The organism is Aureivirga sp. CE67 (assembly GCF_015767245.1).
Classification (GTDB): domain Bacteria; phylum Bacteroidota; class Bacteroidia; order Flavobacteriales; family Flavobacteriaceae; genus Aureivirga.
Map to the genome: position 1 here is coordinate 10,024 of NZ_JADOTV010000017.1, position 19,277 is coordinate 29,300.

Genomic DNA, 19,277 nt, shown 5'->3' on the forward strand with positions numbered 1-19,277 from the left:
CTAGAAACAATGGACACAATTACAAAAGTGTACCTGATTTTCAATATTGAAAAGTTCTGAGTAAATGTTTACACACCCCTAGCCCCTCTCAAGAGGGGAACTGAAAATTTTAATGCGTTAGGGATGGTAGTGAAAAGCCCGTAAAGAAAAAACTTTAGAGATTCTTTGCAAACGGAGGCGACCTTAGAAGCCCACGGATTGCTTAGAAGCTCTTGAGTTTTTTCTGCGGACTTGTAACGGACAGCCCGACTCCAAAGTTTTCGAAACTTTGGAGGAACGCCATAACTAAAAAGAAAAAACATAATGAAAATATATACAAGAAAAGGAGATAAAGGAAAAACTGGAGTCTTCGGTGGAAAACGAGAATATAAAGATTCGGCAAGAATTGAGTGCAACGGAGCTTTGGACGAAGCGAATTCGACAATTGGTTTGTTGCGAGCAAAATTGGGTGAAGACCACGAATGGCAAGCAAATCTACATCGAATTCAGAAAGATTTGATGGATATGATGTCGCATTTGGCAAGACCTTCGGATTCTAAAAAAGAAAATCCGAATGCGAGACCTGTGGATGGAGCAGAATTTTGTGAGCAATGGCTGGATGAATTAGAATCAAATATTACTTCGCCTTCAGATTATTTTATTCTTCCTGGAGGAAATGAAATTTCGGCTTTGTGTCATATGTGTCGAACGCAGATTCGTAGAGGAGAGCGTCGATTGGTGACATTGATGTTGGAAGATCCGGAGTGTGTGGAAGATTACATCATGGCGTATGTGAACAGACTTTCGGATTTATTCTTCACGATGGCGAGAGCGGAAATGGACAAAGAAGGTGTTGCGGAGGAAAAATGGCAATTGTTCTTGTATAAACGAAAAAAGAAAAAATAGATGTTGCATCCTGTTGTTGGAGTTTCTGTTGGGCCTGGAGATCCGGAATTGATTACGGTAAAAGCTTTGAAAGCTTTAGAAAATGCGGATATCATTTATTTCACAGGTTCGGAGCATAAGGGAATACGAAAAAGTTATGTATTGCCGATTTTGGAATTTCATCAGATTTCGAAAGAAAAATGTAAGGGATTTTTTATTCCGATGGATTTTAAAAGAGACGGTGCAAAGAAAACTTATTTGGAAACTGTAGAAGCTGTTCAAAAAGATTATTTGGATGGGAAAAAAGTCTGTGTAATCTGTGAGGGAGATATCAGTCTTTTTGCTTCGTTTTCTTATATGATGGAACATTTTCATCAGAGAGAAATTCCGATTTCTTTGATTCCTGGTGTGAATGCTTTTTCGCTAAATGCCGCAGAACAACAAGTTCCGATTAGCTTACTGAAAGAAAAAGTAGCAATTCTTCCGAGAGTGCAAGATATTTCGGAAATCGATGCTTATATGGAAAACTTCGATACCTTGATTTTAATGAAAATCAAATCGGGATGGAATACTTTTCAAAAAGAATTGGAAGCAAGAAAGTATCAATGTTTTTATGGAGAAAAGCTTGGAACTTCTGAAATGTTTTTCACAAAAAATATAAAAGATTTAAAAAACCGAGAAATTCCGTATTTCTCTTTATTAATGCTAAAAAAATGATTGAAGTTATTGGTCTTGGACCTGGACATAAAGATTATATCATTCCGATGGCAACGGAAGCAATTCCTAAAGCTGAGGTGATTATTGGATACCATTATTATTTTCAATTTATAGAACATTTAGTTTCTCCGAATGCAGTTTGTATCGGGAAAGAATTAGGTGATGAAGAAAAAAGAGCAGATATCGCAATTGAACATGCTTTGGAAGGGAAACGTGTTGTTGTTATTGGTTCTGGAGATGCGAGTATTTATGCGATGGCTTCTATCGTTTATGAAAAAGTTGCAAAACAAAATTTAGATATTGAACTAGAAACTATTCCAGGAATTTCGGCTTTTATAACTGCTGGAAGTAAACTTGGAGCTGTTTTAGGTCATGATTTTTGTACGATTTCTCTTTCAGATTTGATGACTCCTTGGAAAACTATTGAAAGAAGAATCAAAGCTGCGGCAATTGGAGATTTTGTGACTTCGATTTACAATCCGAAAAGTGTAAAACGTTATTGGCAATTGGCAACTTTGAGAAATATTTTCTTAAAACATAGAAATCCGAAAACTCCAGTTGCTATTTGTAAACAATTAGGAAGACCAACCGAAGATATTTTCATTACAACTCTGGAAGAATTAGATGTTGAAATGGTAGATATGTTTAGTGTGGTTGTGATTGGAAATGAGCAAACTTTTCAACACAAAAATCATTTAGTAACTCCACGAGGATATTTGAACAGAAAACCAGAAACTGGAGAAGAAATTCAACAAGCAAGTTTTGAAGAAATTCTGAACACACTTCCATTGGAAGATTATGAACCTTCTTTTCTTTGGGCAGCAATTCGTTGTATTCATACTGCTGGAGATTTTGAATATATCAACTATTTGGAAACTACGGAAAATGCCATTGGAATTTGGAGAGAATATTTGAAAAATGGAGGAACTATCGTAACCGATGTGACTATGGTTGCAAGTGGAATTACAAGAGCTTTTACAGGGAAATATGAAAATCAAGTAGTTTGTATGCTAAATGATGAAAAAACTTTAGACTTAGCTGCAAAAGAAGGATTAACTCGCTCACAAGCCGGAATACGTTTGGCTGCGGAAAAATATCCAAACGCACTTTTTGTGATTGGAAATGCACCAACTGCATTGATAGAAATTGCAGATCAAGTAAGAGAAAATAAAATCAATCCTATTGGAATTGTAGCAGCTCCTGTTGGATTTATCAATGTGATTGAGTCTAAAGAAAGAGTAAAAACACTTCCTAATACGCCTTATGCTATTATTTCAGAAAAAAGAGGAGGAAGCAATTTTGCAGCTGCTATTGTAAATGCTGCTTTTACTTATGATGAAAATTTTGTAGAAAAATATAATAAAGAACTTGTTTAAATGGATTTACCTAAATCATTCAGAACTTTTAACAGAGAAGAGCAAGAAATCTTTAAAGAAATCTTGGCAAACAGAAGAGATGTTCGTGGACATCAATTTTTGATAAAAGGAATTCCAGATAGAGAAATCGACCAAATTCTGGAAGCTGCTCTGATGGCTCCTTCTGTTGGATTTTCACAACCTTGGGAGTTTGTAATCATTAAAGATTTGGAAACAAAACTAGCAATCAAAAATAGTTTTGAAGAAAAAAATCAAGAAGCAAGTCATCTATTTGAAGAGAAAAAACAGAAAGCTTATGATGATTTAAAATTGGAAGGAATCATTGAAGCGCCCTTGAATATTGCAGTTTTTTATGTTCCATCTAAAGAACCTGTTCTTGGACAAACTGCAATGCCAAATATGGGAAGATATTCTGTTGCTTGTGCAATTCAAAATATGTGGTTGATGGCTCGTTCTCTAAATATCGGAATGGGTTGGGTAAGTATTTTAGATGCAGAAAAAGTAAAAACTATTCTGAAAGCTCCTGAAGATAGAGAGTTGATTGGTTATTTATGTTTTGGTTATACAGATGGTTTTTACAGTAAACCAGAATTGGAACTAAAAAAATGGGATAAACGAAAACTTTGGAAAGAAGTCGTAGTTAACGGAAAATACGAAGTGAAATGAAATTCATCATTATTGGAATAGGAAATAAAAAAGCACATTTTTCAGAGGAATTAAAAAGTCTTTTTCAAAAATCTACATTTTTTACTGGAGGAAAAAGGCATTATGATTTGGTGAAAGATTTTTTACCAAAAAAACAGCAATGGATTTTTATCAAAAGCCCAATGCAAACACTTTTTGATTCTTATTCTGAAATTGAAGAAAACATCATCGTTTTTGCTTCTGGAGATCCACTTTTTTATGGTTTTGCAAATACTTTGAAAAATGCTTTTCCAAATGCTATTTTTGAAATTCATCCGTATTTTTCGAGTATTCATTTATTAGCAAATCATTTTCATCTTAATAAAAACGATTTAGAAGCCGTTAGCGTACACGGAAGAGATTGGTCGGAGCTTAACTTCGCAATTTCTAAACAAAAAACTTTAATCGGTGTTTTAACAGATTCTAAAAATTCTCCAAATGCAATTGCAAAAAGACTTTTGGAATATGGTTATTCTAACTATAAAATGTTTATTGGAGAAAATATTGAAGGAGAAACAGAACAGTTTTTCGAACTAGATTTAAAATCGGCTTCAGAAAAAGCCTTTGCAAATCTAAACTGTATTATTCTACAAAAAACAGAAAATAAAACAACTTATTTTGGAATTCCAGACACCGCTTTTTTCGGTTTAGAAGGAAGACCAAACATGATTACAAAAATGCCAATTCGACTTCTTAGCTTAAGTCTTTTAGATATTTCAAACAGAAAACATCTTTGGGATATTGGTTTTTGTACAGGTTCTATAAGCATTGAAGCAAAGCAACAAAATCCAAATCTGAAAATTTCAGCTTTTGAAAAACGTGAAGAATGTGATCTAATTTTAGATAAAAATCAAAAAAAATTTGGTGTGTTTGGTATTGATAAATATATGGGAGATTTCTTTGAACAAGATTTAAAAAACATCGAAAAACCAGATACTATTTTCATTGGAGGGCATGGTGGAAAATTAGAAAATTTACTTTCTATTTTAAATTCCATTCTTCCAAAAAATGGAATTATCGTCATCAATGCAGTGAAAGAATCTAGTATTGAAACTTTCAAAAAAAGCATCGGAAATTTAGACTTTTCTTTAGAAAAAGAAACAACAATTCAAGTAGAAAATCACAATCCAATTACACTTTTAAAAGCCATTAAAACAGCATAGAAAAACATGAACGAAAATAAAAAAATAGCAATCATTTGTTTTACCGATTCGGGAACTGAAATTGCGCTAAAACTACAAACTGAATTTCATAAAAGTTTGGTTTTTACAACAAGAGAAAATTACGCTCAAAAAAACTGTTTTCACTTTGAAAAAACAAGTGATGTAATGGCGGATAAATTCCACAAATTCACACATTGGATTTTTGTTGGAGCACTTGGAATTTGTGTAAGAAGCATCGCAGATTTCATTCAAGATAAAACAACAGATCCTGCTGTAATTAATGTAGATGATCAAGGAAAATTCGCACAATCTGTTTTAAGTGGACATCTAGGTGGGGCTAATAAAATGACAGAGCAAATCAGTAGAATCCTGCAAGCAACTCCTGTAATTAGTACTTCAAGTGACAATCAAAATAAATGGTCTTTAGACACTATTAGTAAAGAATTTAACTGGACTTATCAAACCAACACTTCACTTAATGAGTGTATTTCACTATTTATCAATAATAAAAAAACAGCACTTGTATTAAAAGTAAAAGATAAAGGAACCGAATTTCTTGAAAAATCAACACCTAAGAATATTTCCATATTCTATGATTTACAAGATCTTAACCCAAATGAATTTGAATTATTACTTTACGTTGGATACGAAAAGATAAATTCCACAATTCCTTTTATCGCATATTACCCAAAATGCTTACATCTTGGAAGTGGTTGTAAAAAAGATATTGAAAGTGATTTATTCGAAAATGCTCTTTTAGAAAATTTAGAAAAAAACAATATCGCTCCAGAAAGTATCGCAAGTTTAGGTTCTGCTTTTATCAAAGAAAACGAAAAAGCATACTTGGATATTTGTAAAAAATACAACTGGAATTTCAGCACTTTTTCAGCAGAAGAATTAGATTCGATTTCAACTCCAAATCCTTCAGAAAAAGTAATCGAAAAAGTTGGAGTTCCAAGCGTTTCAGAAAGTAGTGCTTCTCTCCTTTCCAACAATCAAAATTGGTTATTAGAAAAAACCAAAATCACTGTTGATTCTGGTAAAAAATTCACGCTTGCAATTAGTCTTGATTCTAAGTTTGAAAGAAGAGCAAGTATCGCAATTATTGGAGCAGGTTCTGGTGATCCGGATTTACTTACCATCAAAGGAAAAGAGCTGATTGAAAAAGCTGATTGTGTTCTTTATGCTGGAAGTTTAGTTCCTGAGAAATTAACACATTTTGCAAAAGAAGGTGCTTTGGTAAGAAATTCTGCTTCGATGACTTTAGAACAACAATTCGAAATCATGGATTCTTTCTACAAAGCTGGAAAATTCATCGTTCGTCTGCATTCCGGTGATCCTTCGATTTATGGAGCAATCCAAGAGCAAATGACGCTTTTTGATGAGCGAGGTTACGATTATTTTATCGTTCCAGGTATTTCTTCGTTCCAAGCAGCTGCGGCTTATTTAAAATCGGAATTTACCATTCCGGAAGTTACACAAAGTATCATTCTTACTCGTGGAGAAGGAAATACGCCAATGCCAGAACACGAGAATTTAGAAGAAATGGCAAAACACAGAGCAACAATGTGTGTTTTCCTAAGCGCTGGGATTGTCAAAAAAGTGCAAAAACAACTGATGGCACACTATCCTTCAGAAACACCTCTGGCGGTATTGTATCGTGTGAGTTGGGAAGATGAGCAAGTTTGGACAGGAAAACTGGAAGAATTAACAAGTATCATTAAAGATAATAAACTAACAAGAACAGTTCTAATTGTCGTTGGAGAAGCTGTGGGAGCTCGTAAAAACCGCTCTTGGTTATACGGTGACAATTGGCATCATATTTTTAGAAAGAAAACGAAAATTACACCTTCGAATAATTAAAATTCCCCTCTTGAGAGGGGTTAGGGGTGTGTATTACAATAATCATAACTAGAAATTGGGCAAAATTGAAATCTAAATAAACTTCAACTTCACTCAATTTTTAGTTCAAAACAAAAAGCAAAATGATTCTACTATTTGGAGGAACTACAGAAGGAAAAAAAGTGGCAACTTATCTTGATCAGATAGGAAAAACTTATTTCTATTCTACAAAAACTGAAGTATCGTTTTCTGGAAAAGGAAATACAGTTTTCGGTGCAATGAATTCCTCTGACATAACAGCTTTTTGTTTAAAAAATAATATTTCTTTAATCATCAATGCATCGCATCCTTTTGCTGAAAATCTTCATAGAGAAATTGCAGAAGCAGCTATACAAATTCCTTTAGTTCGATTTGAGAGAAAACAACTTCCTGAAGAAATAAATCCTTTACTTTTTTATGCTAAAGATTATCCTGAATTCATTCAGAAAATAGAAAGCTTCTCTCCTACTAAAATTTTATCCTTTACAGGAGTAAATACGATTGAAAAACTAAAAACGATTTGGAAAAAACATCCTTCTATTTTTAGAATTTTAGACCGAGATATTTCTAGAAAAGTTGCTGAAAAATCAAATTTTCCGAAAGAAAATCTTCGTTTTGGAATTCCTCAAAATTATGAAGAAGAAATCGCTTTTATCCAAAAAGAAAATCCTTCTTTATTATTGACAAAAGAAAATGGTTTCTCAGGAAAATTAGATGTAAAAATCAAAATAGCAAAAGAATTAAACATTCCATTATTCATTTTAAAAACACCAAAAATTTCGAGTAAATACAAGTATATTCAAAGTGTAGAACAATTAAAACCTTTTCTCCATGAGTGATTTACAAGAAATTCCTAAAAAACCTTTACGTTCTGGTTACACAACTGGTGCAAACGCAACAGCAGCTACAAAAGCTGCACTTTTATCTTTAGTTTTACAAAAAGAAATAATGGAAACGGAAATCACACTTCCCATAGGAAAAACAGTGCTTTTCAAAATGATTTATTGTGCTTATGATTCTGAGAAAGCAACAGCAACTGTTATCAAAGATGCTGGTGATGATCCAGATGTTACGAATAAAGCAAAAATCAGCGCCACTGTTTCTTTGAATTCGAATAAAGAAATTGTTTTTCTTCAAGGAAAAGGTGTCGGAAAAGTAACACTTCCTGGTTTACAAATCAGCGTTGGAGAGCCAGCAATCAATCCTGTTCCGAGGAAAATGATGCAAACAGTTTGTAAAAAAATCATTGCAGATCATAATTTGAATCAAGGTGTAGATATTACCATTTCTGTAAAAAATGGCGAAGAAATGGCTAAAAAAACTTTGAATGCTCGTTTGGGAATTTTAGGTGGAATTTCGATTCTTGGAACTACTGGAATTGTAACGCCATTTTCTGCAAGCTCTTACATCGCAAGTATTCAACGAGGAATTGATGTTGCTATTGCAAATAATTCATCTGAATTACTGATTAATTCTGGTGGAAGAAGCGAAAAATATTTAAAAAATATCTATCCAAATATTTCGGAAGTTTCTTGTATTCATTATGGAAACTGGATTCAAGAAACTTTTGAAAAAGTAAATATTTCGCCAAAAATCAAAAAGGTTTTTATGGGAATTATGCTAGGAAAAGCTGCAAAACTAGCACAAGGAAGATTAAATACACACAGCGGAAAAACACTTTGGGATAAACATTTTATTTATGAATTAGCCAAAGAAGCAAACTACTCAGAAAGTCATGCAAAGCAAATTTTAGACTTAAACATGGCTGGAAGATTAACCGAAATTTTTCCTTTTGAACAAACAGAACCTTTTTACCAAAAACTTTTAGAAAACTGCTATTTCCATTGTAAAAAATTAGCGCCAAATATTCAATTAACAATTCACTTAATTGCAAGTGATGGAAAAATAATCAACTATCAAAAAACATGAGTTTTATTAATTTCACAAGACCACTTTTGGCTGGAATTTTACATTCTTTCGAGCCAGATCATATTTCCGCAGTTTCGGTTTTAGCTGCCGAAAATGCTATTCAGAAAAAGAAAACCAATTGGAAAGTTTTGTTCACTGCTTCGCAGTGGGCTTATGGACATTCCTTGACTTTATTACTTTTTGGAGGAATTGCGCTTTTGTTTAAAACTACTTTGGAAGCTTTTGTTCATGACATTTCTTTTTGGGCGGAATTTTCTGTTGGGCCAATCATGGTTTGGCTTGGAATTGATGCAATTCGAAGAAATCATAAAATCAATGAAATGATGCAAGATCATAAGAAAATTGAGGAACATGAACACACTACAAATGCTATTCATCTTCATGGAAAATCTGGTGAAGAAATCGCGATGAATCCAATCAATCGTTCTTTTTGGGTTGGAATGCTTCATGGTTTGGCAGGAACTGGAGGAGCTTTGACTTCTGCGCTGATTTTAAGTGCTGCAACTTTTTCGGATGCTATCATGATTCTTGTGGTGGAATCTATCGGAATTATTGTTTCCATGGCTGCATATACTTATGTTTTGATTTTTACGATGAGTAGATTTATTGAGAAAAACCTTGCCATTTTTAAGTGGTTAAATGGAATTGTTGGTTTGCTTTCTATCTTTTTTGGAGCATTACTGTTTTATAATACAGTTTTAGCTTGATTTCGGCTATGTTCAATTTCCTATTGATTAAAAAACTTACACACCCCTAACCCCTCTCAAGAGGGGAACTTAATTTCTTTAGTTTATTAATTATGAAAACATCTATTATTTAAAACTATAAAAATATGATTCCTAAAATACAATTTCCGTTTACAGCTATTGTTGGACAAGAAGATTTTAAACTTTGCCTTTTATTAAATCTCATCGACCCGATGTTGGGTGGAGTTTTGGTTTATGGAGATAAAGGAACTGGAAAAACTACGACAATTCGTGCATTGAGCCAATTGATGGGAGCTGATTTTCCTTTCGTAAATCTACCAATTGGAGCAACTGAAGATCGAGTTTTGGGACATGTGAATCTGGAAGTTTTATTCAATGAAAAACGAATGATTTTAGAAAAAGGTTTGTTGGCAAAAGCAAATCGTGGTTTTTTATATGTCGATGAAATCAATCTGCTGAATGATTATTTGATGGATTCTCTTTTGGATGCTTCTGCTTCTGGAGGATATCATTTGGAAAGAGAAGGAATTTCTGAATGGCTAGAAAGTAGATTTTGTTTAGTTGGTTCTATGAACCCAGAAGAAGGGGAATTGAGACCGCAACTTGTAGATCGTTTTGGTTTAAGTGTGGAGATTTCTTCGGAAAAAGATTTAGTACTTCGAAAAGAAATCACCAAAAATAGATTAGCTTTCGATTTGGATGCTGAGAGTTTTTATGAATCTAAAAAAGAAGCGGAAAATAAACTTAAAGAGGAAATTATTTCAGCAAAAGAAAGATTGAATTCAATTATAATTCCTGAAGAAATAATGGAATTAGCAAGTAAAATTGCACTAGAAGCAGAAGTTGAAGGTTTGCGTGCAGATATTTTATTATTAAAAACTGCAAGAGCTTATACAGCTTTAAAAAAGGAAACAGAAGTAAGTAAAGAAAATTTAGAAAGAATCAAGGATTTTGTTTTAAATCATAGAGCAAAAAATAAAGACTCTGAAAATTCTAACAATTCAGATTCTAATAATAATTCTTTAGATGAAAATCAAAATCAAGAACAAAAAAACAATCAAAATTCTCATTCCCAAGAAGATTTTCAGTTGCCAGAAAATGTACTTTCTCAATTGCAATTTTCTGGAGAAGTTTCGGATAAAAAAAATTTATTTTCAAATCAAAACTTTACGCAACCAAAACAAACTATTAAAGGGAAAGATGTCAAAAAGATTGATTTACTAAAAACAATTCAACATAAATTATTGTTTTCTAAAGTAAAAATACATTACAAACAACTAGATAACAAAGCGAATTCTTATATCGTTTTCCTTGTGGATTGTAGCAGTTCTATGGCTATTGAAAAACAGATTTCATTTGTAAAAGGTTTGCTTCAAAACACTTTAGAAAAAAAGAAATTTCAGAAAATCTCTTATGCTTTGGTGGCGATTCAAGATGGAATTGGAAAAATAATTCATCCTTTTACACAAGATTGGAAAACTATTTTGGAATTAGGAAATAATCTTAAAACCAAAGGAAAAACAAATCTTGGTGATGCATTTTTAAAAGTAAAAACATTGATCAAATCTTTACAAAAGAATCAAATTCAACTTTTTGTTTTCACGGATGGAAAAATAAATCATGGAAATGAAAACCCTGAAACTTTTGCAAAAAAAATATTTCAACAACACCTTCGATTTTTACATAAAACAACTGTTGTAGATACTGAAAATGATTTTGTAAAACTTGGTAAAGCGAAAGATTTTGCGGAGGAATTGAAGTTGGATTATGTGAGATTGGTATGATAACCACCCCTAGCCCTTCCTTTTAAAGGAGGGGAATGAATAATTAAATTTCGTACACGAAATTTTAGTTTAAAGCAAAAGTATGTTTACAAGCTCGCATTAACATATAGAATAAATTTTAAAATGAAACAGAATAACAGATTTATGATTGCGGCTCCTTGGAGTAATTCTGGAAAAACTACGTTAACACTTGGTTTTGCTAGATATTTTAAGCAACAAAATAAGAAAGTACAGCTTTTTAAGTGTGGACCAGATTATATTGATACGATTCATCATACGAAAGCTTCAGGATTACAAAGTATCAATCTGGATTCTGTGATGATGTCGGAAGAACATGTGAAAGAACAGTTTGAAATCTATGGTAATTCTTCGGAAATTTCGATTGTAGAAGGTGTAATGGGATTGTTTGATGGAGCAAAAAAAGACAAAGGTTCTGCTGCGGAAATTTCAAAATTATTAAATCTTCCTTTGATTTTAGTTGTACCTGCAAAAGCTATTGCTTATTCGGTTGCTCCACTTCTTTTTGGATTGAAAAATTTTGATAAAAACATCCAAATTGCTGGAGTGATTTTCAATTTTGTGAATTCTGAATCCCATTTTAGTTTTTTAAAAGAAGCTTGTGAAGATGTTGGAATTCCTTGTTTTGGTTATTTGCCAACGAATGAAAAAATTCAAATGCCTTCGAGACATTTAGGTTTAAAAATAGACCAAGATTTTGAAGATTTATATGAGGAAGCAGCAAGTCATCTTGGAAAACATTTAGATTTTGAAGCTATTCTAAAGGCAACAAATTATACTTCAAATTCTATTTCAAAAACAAAGAATCCTTCTTTTAAGCAAGAGAAAAAAATAAAAATTGCAATAGCACAAGACGCTGCTTTTCAATTTACTTATCATGAAAATATCAAACAATTTCAAAAACTTGGAGAAGTTACTTTTTTCAGTCCTCTAAAAGATAAAAAACTTCCAGAAGCAGATCTTATTTATCTAGCTGGAGGCTATCCAGAATTGTATTTGGAGCAATTGGCAAAAAATATAGAAATGAAAAATTCGATTCGAAATGCTTTTGAAAAAGAGAAAAGAATCCTAGCAGAATGTGGTGGAATGATGTATTTGGGAAAAGAAATTGTGAACGCAAAAGGAGAAAAATTTGAAATGTGTGGGATTTTTGATTTTGAAACAAGTATGGAAAATAAAAAACTGCATTTAGGATATCGAAACGTGGTTTTTGAAAACTTTTCTGTTTGGGGACATGAATTTCATTATTCGAATTTGGGAGAAAACACCGAAAAAAATATAGCGGAAATATTTACCTCAAGAGAACGAAAAACAAACACGGATTATTTCAAAAAGAAAAACTGTACAGCTAGCTACGTTCACTTGTATTGGGGAGAGAAAAACACATTACATAATTTAGTTTATAATCTATAAAATATGCATTTAATAGCAGCAATTCCTGGAGGTTGGAATCCAGATGATGATGGGATTTTTTATATCGAACAAAAACCTGGAGATATTGTTTTTTTGAGTTCTGCAGATACAGAACTTCATACTTTAAATGAAGCTTATAAAACATTTCATCAAGAAGAAAATGGAAATGTTCCGAGTTTTCGAATGACAAATCTTTTGTATTTAAAACAAGAATTGACCATCGATAATTACATGGAAGATGTTTTGGAAAAAGCAAAAATTGTGGTTTGCAGACTTCTTGGAGGAATGAGCTATTATGGTTATTTGATTGAATCTTTAACTGAAATGCAAGAGCGAGTTGGGAATAAAGTAGTGTTTCTTTCTGCCTATGAACCAGATGTCGAATTGATGCAACTTTCTAGTTTTTCTTTGGAAAAATTACATCAAATCAATACTTATTTTAATGCTGGAGGAAAAGACAATGCGATTACACTTCTTAAATATATTTCCAATGAAATTTCTGCTACAAATTATGTAATAAATGAAACAAAAGAAATTCCAACACTTTTCTTATTTCATCATCAAAAAGGAATTGTTTCGAATGAAGAATTGAATACTCTTTTAAATCCTGAATTACCAACTATGGTTATTTGGGCATATCGAACGCATTTTGTTTCTGAAAATTTAGATCCAATTGAAGTTCTTTCTAAAACTTTTGAAAGAGAAAATTGTAATGTATTTACTGTTTTTGCTAATAATTTAAGAGAAAAAAACACTCTTGAAGAAGTCAAAAAACTAATGACTTTTGATGGAAAACGAAAGATTGCTTCTATTATAAATACCACAGGTTTTACGATTAAAATGATGGAAGAAAAAGATTTCATTTTTGATCAATTAAATATTCCTGTGATTCAAGCGATTTTTTCTTCTACGAATAAAGATTTATGGAAAGAAGGACTTTTTGGTTTAACTCCAACAGATATTGCGATGAATATTGCACTTCCAGAAATTGATGGAAGAATCATTGGACGAGCGATTTCATTCAAAAAAGAAATTGAAAAAACAGCTTTGACAGATAGTTCTATTTTAAAATATGAAGCATACCAACCAGCTTGTGATTATACGGTTTCTTTAGCAAAAAATTATGCGAAGCTTCAATCTTTAAAAAATAAAGACAAAAAAATAGCACTGATTTTACCAAATTATCCAAATAAAGATAGTCGTTTAGCAAATGGAGTTGGATTGGATACTCCTGAAAGTTGTGCTTTATTTTTGAAGAGTCTAAATGAAAATGGTTTTGATGTTGGAAACGCCATTCCAAAAAATGGAACTGCTTTGATGCATTGGTTTACACAATTAACTACAAACGCAATTGAAACAACCAATACAAGACCGCACGCTGCTATTTTACCTTTAGAAAAATTTCAGAAAATGTGGAACGCACTTTCTTCTGAATTAAAAGAAAAAATAGAAAACCAATGGGGAAAACCTTCTGATGATCCTTATTTTACGGAAAAAGGATTTATAATTCCAGGGTTTCGACTTGGAAATATTTTTGTGAGTATTCAGCCCTCCAGAGGTTATAATCAAGATCCACAAGCGATTTATCATTCGCCTGACTTAGCTCCTACGTATCAATATTTGGCTTATTATACTTGGGTTCAAAAAGAATTTCAAACCAATGCAGTAATTCATTTTGGAAAACATGGAAACTTGGAATGGCTTCCAGGAAAAAGTGTTTCGCTTTCGAATGAAACTTGTTTTCCTGCGGCAATTTTTGATGCAATTCCACATTTTTATCCATTTATCATCAATGATCCTGGAGAAGGAACACAAGCAAAAAGAAGAAATCAAGCGGTGATTCTAGATCATTTAATTCCACCGATGACAAGAGCGGAGAGTTATGGTAAAATGGTACAATTAGAGCATTTGGCAGAAGAATATTATGAAGCAGCTTCTTTGGATACTAAAAGAGCAAAAAGTATTGAAAAAGAAATAGCCGATTTAATCAAACAAACAAAACTAGATGTAGATTTGGGAATCAATTCGGATGATTTGGATGAATTATTGGTCAAATTGGATGGTTATTTATGTGAATTGAAAGAAGCACAAATTCGTGATGGTTTACACATTTTTGGGAAAGCTCCAGAAGCCGAACAATTGGAAGATTTATTGATTGCATTACACAGAGTTCCGAGTTATAATTCTATAGGAATTACACAGGCTTTGGCTAAAGATTTGAATATTTCGGATAATATTTTAGAAGAAAAATATGAAAACAAATGTGAGATTTCTGTGGATGAAACTCTATGTCGAACTTATGGAAAAGTAATCGAATCATTAGAGTTAAAAGCAAAAACATATCTACAAGAAGTTTTAAAACAAAATAAATATCCAGAGAATTTACCTTTAACAAAAACTGTTTTAGAAAAAATAAAAACAGAAACTTTAGGCAAAATTTTAGACACAAAAGAAGAAACTATAAATCTTTTGAAAGGACTAAATGGTGCATATGTTTCTTCAGGACCTTCGGGAGCTCCGACAAGAGGAAGATTGGATTTATTACCAACTGGAAGGAACTTTTATTCTGTAGACGTACGAACAATTCCGACAGAAACAGCGTATCGTTTGGGAGAAAAAAGTGCGCAATTAATCATTGAACGATATTTACAAGAAAATGGAGATTATCCTGAAACAATTGGAATTTCTGTTTGGGGAACCTCAACGATGCGAACAGGAGGAGACGACATTGCACAAGCTTTTGCTCTGATGGGAGTTCGTCCGATTTGGAAAAATACCAATCGTCGTGTGACGGATTTTGAGATTATTCCCTTAATGAAATTACAAAGACCTAGAATTGATGTGACTTTGAGAATTTCTGGATTTTTTAGAGATGCTTTTCCAGATGTAATTTCTTTGTTTAATTCTGCAGTGGAAAAAGTGGCGAATTTAGAGGAAGACTTAGAATACAATCCTATACGAAAAAGATTTTTAGAAGAAAGTGAAAATTGGAAATCAAAAGGTTTACCAGAAAAAGAAGCAAAACAAAGAGCTATGTATCGTGTTTTTGGTTCAAAACCTGGAGCTTATGGAGCAGGATTACAAGCTGTGATTGATGAGAAAAACTGGAAAACACAAGAAGATTTAGCGAAAGTTTATATCAATTGGAGTAGTTATGCTTATGGCAAAGATCGAAAAGGAGTTTCTGCGCATGAATCTTTTGAAAATAGATTGCAAGCCATGGAAATTGTTTTACAAAATCAAGATAATCGAGAACATGATATTTTAGATTCAGATGATTATTACCAATTTCAAGGAGGATTGGCAAATGCTGTGACAACTACAAAAGGAGAAGCTCCAAATATTTATTTCGGAGATCATTCTAGACCTGAAACTCCAAAAATTAAAACTTTAAAAGAAGAATTATTAAAAGTGTATCGTTCGAGAGTTGTAAATCCGAAATGGATTGAAGGTGTGAAAAGACATGGATATAAAGGAGCTTTTGAAATGGCTGCAACTTTAGATTATATGTTTGCTTATGATGCTACAACAAACTTGATCGATGATTTTATGTATGAAGGAATCACGGAATCTTATCTTTTAAATGAAGAAAATAAAAAATTCATTGAACAAGTAAATCCTTGGGCTTTGAAAGATATGAGTGAACGACTTTTGGAAGCAATGCAAAGAGGAATGTGGGAAAATCCTACGGAAGAAATAAAAAAGAAAGTAGAAGATTTATATCTAGAAGGAGAAAGTTTGACGGAATGATTTTTTAGTACTTACTAGCTGAAAGCTGACGTATAGAGAAAACACACACCTAGCCCTTTCAAGAGGAGAATTAAAAAAACATCAATTTACCCCAATCCTTTTAAAAAAAAGGAATTATAAAACAAACATGATAAATAAAGAACAAATAGAATCGAAATTAACATTAATTGGAGCAGGTCCTGGAGATCCAGAATTATTTACAATCAAAGGAATGAAAGCATTGGAGAAAGCAGATGTCGTAATGTATGATGCACTTGTAAATAAAGATTTATTGGATTATGCTCCGAATGCTGTAAAATTTTATGTTGGAAAAAGAAAAGGTTTACATTATTTATCACAAGATCAAATTAATGAGAAAATTGTTGAATTTGCTAGAACTCATAAAAATGTTGTACGCTTAAAAGGTGGAGATCCATTTGTTTTTGGAAGAGGAACGGAAGAAACGGATTATGCGGAGCAATTTGGAATTGAAACAGAAACTATTTCTGGAATTACCTCAGCGATTAGTGTCCCTGCAAGTGTTGGAATTTCTGTAACGAAAAGATATGTTTCTGAAAGCTTTTTTGTGGTTACTGCGACTACTTCAAAGTTTAAAATGAGTGATGAAATTTATACTGCTACAAAAGTAAATGGAACTGTTGTTATTTTGATGGGAATTCATAAGCTTCCAAAAATTGTTTCGGTTTTTCAAGAAGAAGGAAAAGGTCAACTTCCTGTTGCTGTGATTCAAGAAGGAACTCGTGAGAATGAAAAATATGGTGTTGGAATTATGGATAATATCGTGGAGATTGTTGAAGAAAAAGAATTAGGAGCACCAGGAATTATCGTTATTGGAGAAGTGGTTAGAGAAAGTTCGAAGTTGAAGGAATATTATGAATGTTTTTTAGAAAATGAAATCTAAAAAAAATACATTATTTATATTTCATTAATTAAATTGCCTCATGAAAAAAATTCTAGAAACCAACCGATTAATTTTAAGAGAATTTTCTGTTTCGGATGCAGAAAATATGTTTTTACTAAATGAAGATTTAGAAGTATTGAAATTTACAGGAGATATTCCTTTTGATAACATTGAAAAGGCGAAAACATTCTTGGAAAATTATGATCAATATTCTAAAAATGGTTATGGTCGTTGGGCTGTTGTTTTGAAAGAAAATAATGAATTTATTGGCTGGTGTGGTTTGAAATTTAACGAAGAAAACTATACGGATATTGGTTTTCGATTTTTCCAAAAACATTGGAATAAAGGATTTGCTACAGAAGCTGCAAAAGCAACTTTAGATTATGGTTTTGAAACTTTAAAATTAGATGAAATAATTGGAAGAGTAGCTACAGAAAATTTTGCTTCTATTAAAGTTTTAGAAAAATTAGGAATGCATTTTTGGAAACACGATACTTGTAAAGGAATTGAAAATTCTAGGTATTATAAATTGAAAAAAAATGACTATGAAAAATAAATTATACATTATTGGAATTATTTTTTACTCAGGATTTCATTAATTATTTTCAACTTTCTGAATCTTTTTCTAAATTTAAATAACTAAAATTCAAAGTCATGAAAAATAAAGATTCTAAAGAACCTGTTTACAACGAAATTGCATCTTCTTATGCAGAATCGAAGAAATTGTTGTATAGAAAAATGATTGAAGAATATAATTTATTCAAAATTGCTGGAGATATTTCTGGAAAAGAAATTTTGGATTTGGCTTGTGGTGATGGTTATTATTCTAGAAAATTGATGGAACATGGAGCAAAAGCAGTTCTTGGAATTGATGTTTCAGATGAAATGATCAAACTTGCAGAAAAACAAGAGGAAGAAAAACCACAAGGTTGTTGTTATATGGTTCGTGATGTATTGACTTTGGAAAAAGTAAAAGAATTTGATTTGGTAAACGCTGTTTATCTTCTAAACTATGCAAAATCAAAAGAAGAACTTCTGGAAATGTTACATGCAATTTCTTCTAATTTAAAATCTGGAGGAAGAATTTTTGGTTATAATTTTAGTCCTTTTTATCGTTTTACTTATTTTGAAGAAACTAAAAAATATGGTTTTACCGTAAATCAATATGAAAGTAGAAAAGAAGGTGATCCGATTTTTCAAACACTTTATAATGAAGACGGAACAGAATGTGGTTTTGATACGAGATATTTAAATCCTTCTACTTATGATATTTGTTTTGAAGAAGCTGGATTTACGAATTTCAATTGGCAATTTACCACTATGGAAGATTCTCAATTTCGAAATCCATTTTGGAAAGAATTCCTTTGCGACCCGCCTGTGATTGGATTTTCTGCAACAAAAAAGTAAAACTTTGACAGTTAAGCATATGTTAAATTCTCAAAAATATTTTTGTATTTGGACGACTGTCTATAGATTTGCAACATGGAATTGAAACAAGAACTATTAGAAATCGGATTGGAATTATTTTCTACAAAATCTTATCATGCAACAGGTATTCGAGAAATCACCAAAAAAGCAGGTGTTCCAACAGGTTCCTTTCACTATCATTTCAAAAACAAAGAAGACTTTGCTCTTTCTATTTTAGATTATTTTTTTACAAACAAACTAGAAAGAGAAACTAAAATCGTAACTAATTCTTCTTTGAATTCTAAAGAAAAACTGATAGAACTTTTTGAAATAATGATTCAATATCATACAGAAAACTCACAAGGTCCAATTGGTTTTAATGGTTGTATTATTGGAAATTTAGGACAAGAATTATGTAACCAAAGTACTCCTATTTCTGAAAAAATAAATTCCATTTATGAATCTATAACAGAAACTATCACAAATTTGTTGGAAGCAGGACAAAAAGATGCATCTGTAAATTCTAAAATTTCTTCAGAAAATCTGGCTCGCTTTATTTTTGACGCATATGAAGGAGCTTTATTAAGAAGAAAAATAGAAAAAACAGATGCTGCCACAGCAAATTTTATCAAAATACTTAAAGAACTCTAATTAGAGTTTTTTTTAAAACAAATACTAGACGG

General features: G+C 32.0%; 16 protein-coding genes. All 16 read left to right on the forward strand.

Translation table 11 applies throughout. The features are described 5' to 3' along the window. The first annotated feature begins 303 nt into the window (after positions 1-303). The 16 genes from I0K12_RS16500 to I0K12_RS16575 all read left to right on the forward strand — a co-directional run bounded on the left by I0K12_RS16500 (position 304) and on the right by I0K12_RS16575 (position 19,245). Positions 304-885, forward strand: coding sequence for a cob(I)yrinic acid a,c-diamide adenosyltransferase (locus tag I0K12_RS16500; protein ID WP_196889240.1), 582 nt, complete (start codon positions 304-306; stop codon positions 883-885). Continuing rightward, a complete protein-coding gene (locus tag I0K12_RS16505; RefSeq protein WP_196889241.1) occupies positions 886-1,581 on the forward strand; it encodes a precorrin-2 C(20)-methyltransferase in 696 nt (231 codons plus the stop codon). Continuing rightward, the gene (gene cobJ, locus I0K12_RS16510; protein WP_196889242.1) at positions 1,578-2,957 is read left to right on the forward strand and encodes a precorrin-3B C(17)-methyltransferase; all 1,380 of its coding nucleotides are present in this window, start codon (positions 1,578-1,580) and stop codon (positions 2,955-2,957) included. The genes I0K12_RS16505 and cobJ overlap by 4 nt, the downstream gene beginning before the upstream one ends. After that, positions 2,958-3,623: a 5,6-dimethylbenzimidazole synthase gene (gene bluB / locus I0K12_RS16515; protein ID WP_196889243.1), complete on the forward strand. Its 666-nt coding sequence runs from the start codon at positions 2,958-2,960 to the stop codon at positions 3,621-3,623. Further along, on the forward strand, positions 3,620-4,804 hold the full coding sequence (gene cbiE, locus I0K12_RS16520; protein WP_196889244.1) for a precorrin-6y C5,15-methyltransferase (decarboxylating) subunit CbiE: 1,185 nt from the start codon (positions 3,620-3,622) through the stop codon (positions 4,802-4,804). Before bluB ends, cbiE begins: the two co-directional genes overlap by 4 nt. Positions 4,805-4,810: 6 nt before the next feature. Continuing rightward, complete coding sequence (cobM, locus tag I0K12_RS16525) at positions 4,811-6,667, forward strand: precorrin-4 C(11)-methyltransferase (protein ID WP_196889245.1); 1,857 nt, start codon at positions 4,811-4,813, stop codon at positions 6,665-6,667. 122 nt (positions 6,668-6,789) lie between these two features. After that, a complete protein-coding gene (locus I0K12_RS16530; protein ID WP_196889246.1) occupies positions 6,790-7,524 on the forward strand; it encodes a precorrin-6A/cobalt-precorrin-6A reductase in 735 nt (244 codons plus the stop codon). Then, on the forward strand, positions 7,517-8,614 hold the full coding sequence (locus I0K12_RS16535) for a cobalt-precorrin-5B (C(1))-methyltransferase (RefSeq protein WP_196889247.1): 1,098 nt from the start codon (positions 7,517-7,519) through the stop codon (positions 8,612-8,614). The genes I0K12_RS16530 and I0K12_RS16535 overlap by 8 nt, the downstream gene beginning before the upstream one ends. Then, positions 8,611-9,321, forward strand: a complete 711-nt coding sequence (locus I0K12_RS16540) for a hypothetical protein (RefSeq protein WP_196889248.1) — start codon at positions 8,611-8,613, stop codon at positions 9,319-9,321. Before I0K12_RS16535 ends, I0K12_RS16540 begins: the two co-directional genes overlap by 4 nt. Before the next feature lie 125 nt (positions 9,322-9,446). Continuing rightward, the gene (locus I0K12_RS16545) at positions 9,447-11,105 is read left to right on the forward strand and encodes an AAA family ATPase (RefSeq protein ID WP_196889249.1); all 1,659 of its coding nucleotides are present in this window, start codon (positions 9,447-9,449) and stop codon (positions 11,103-11,105) included. A 123-nt stretch (positions 11,106-11,228) separates the two neighbouring features. Then, complete coding sequence (locus I0K12_RS16550) at positions 11,229-12,536, forward strand: cobyrinate a,c-diamide synthase (RefSeq protein ID WP_196889250.1); 1,308 nt, start codon at positions 11,229-11,231, stop codon at positions 12,534-12,536. Positions 12,537-12,539: 3 nt separating this feature from the next. Further along, on the forward strand, positions 12,540-16,286 hold the full coding sequence (cobN, locus tag I0K12_RS16555) for a cobaltochelatase subunit CobN (RefSeq protein ID WP_196889251.1): 3,747 nt from the start codon (positions 12,540-12,542) through the stop codon (positions 16,284-16,286). A 127-nt stretch (positions 16,287-16,413) separates the two neighbouring features. Then, a complete protein-coding gene (gene cobA, locus I0K12_RS16560; protein WP_196889252.1) occupies positions 16,414-17,187 on the forward strand; it encodes a uroporphyrinogen-III C-methyltransferase in 774 nt (257 codons plus the stop codon). A gap of 40 nt (positions 17,188-17,227) precedes the next feature. Then, positions 17,228-17,743, forward strand: coding sequence for a GNAT family N-acetyltransferase (locus I0K12_RS16565; RefSeq protein WP_196889253.1), 516 nt, complete (start codon positions 17,228-17,230; stop codon positions 17,741-17,743). 98 nt (positions 17,744-17,841) lie between these two features. After that, positions 17,842-18,594, forward strand: a complete 753-nt coding sequence (locus tag I0K12_RS16570) for a class I SAM-dependent methyltransferase (RefSeq protein ID WP_196889254.1) — start codon at positions 17,842-17,844, stop codon at positions 18,592-18,594. A 75-nt stretch (positions 18,595-18,669) separates the two neighbouring features. Beyond that, positions 18,670-19,245: a TetR/AcrR family transcriptional regulator gene (locus tag I0K12_RS16575; protein WP_196889255.1), complete on the forward strand. Its 576-nt coding sequence runs from the start codon at positions 18,670-18,672 to the stop codon at positions 19,243-19,245. Positions 19,246-19,277 lie beyond the last annotated feature (32 nt).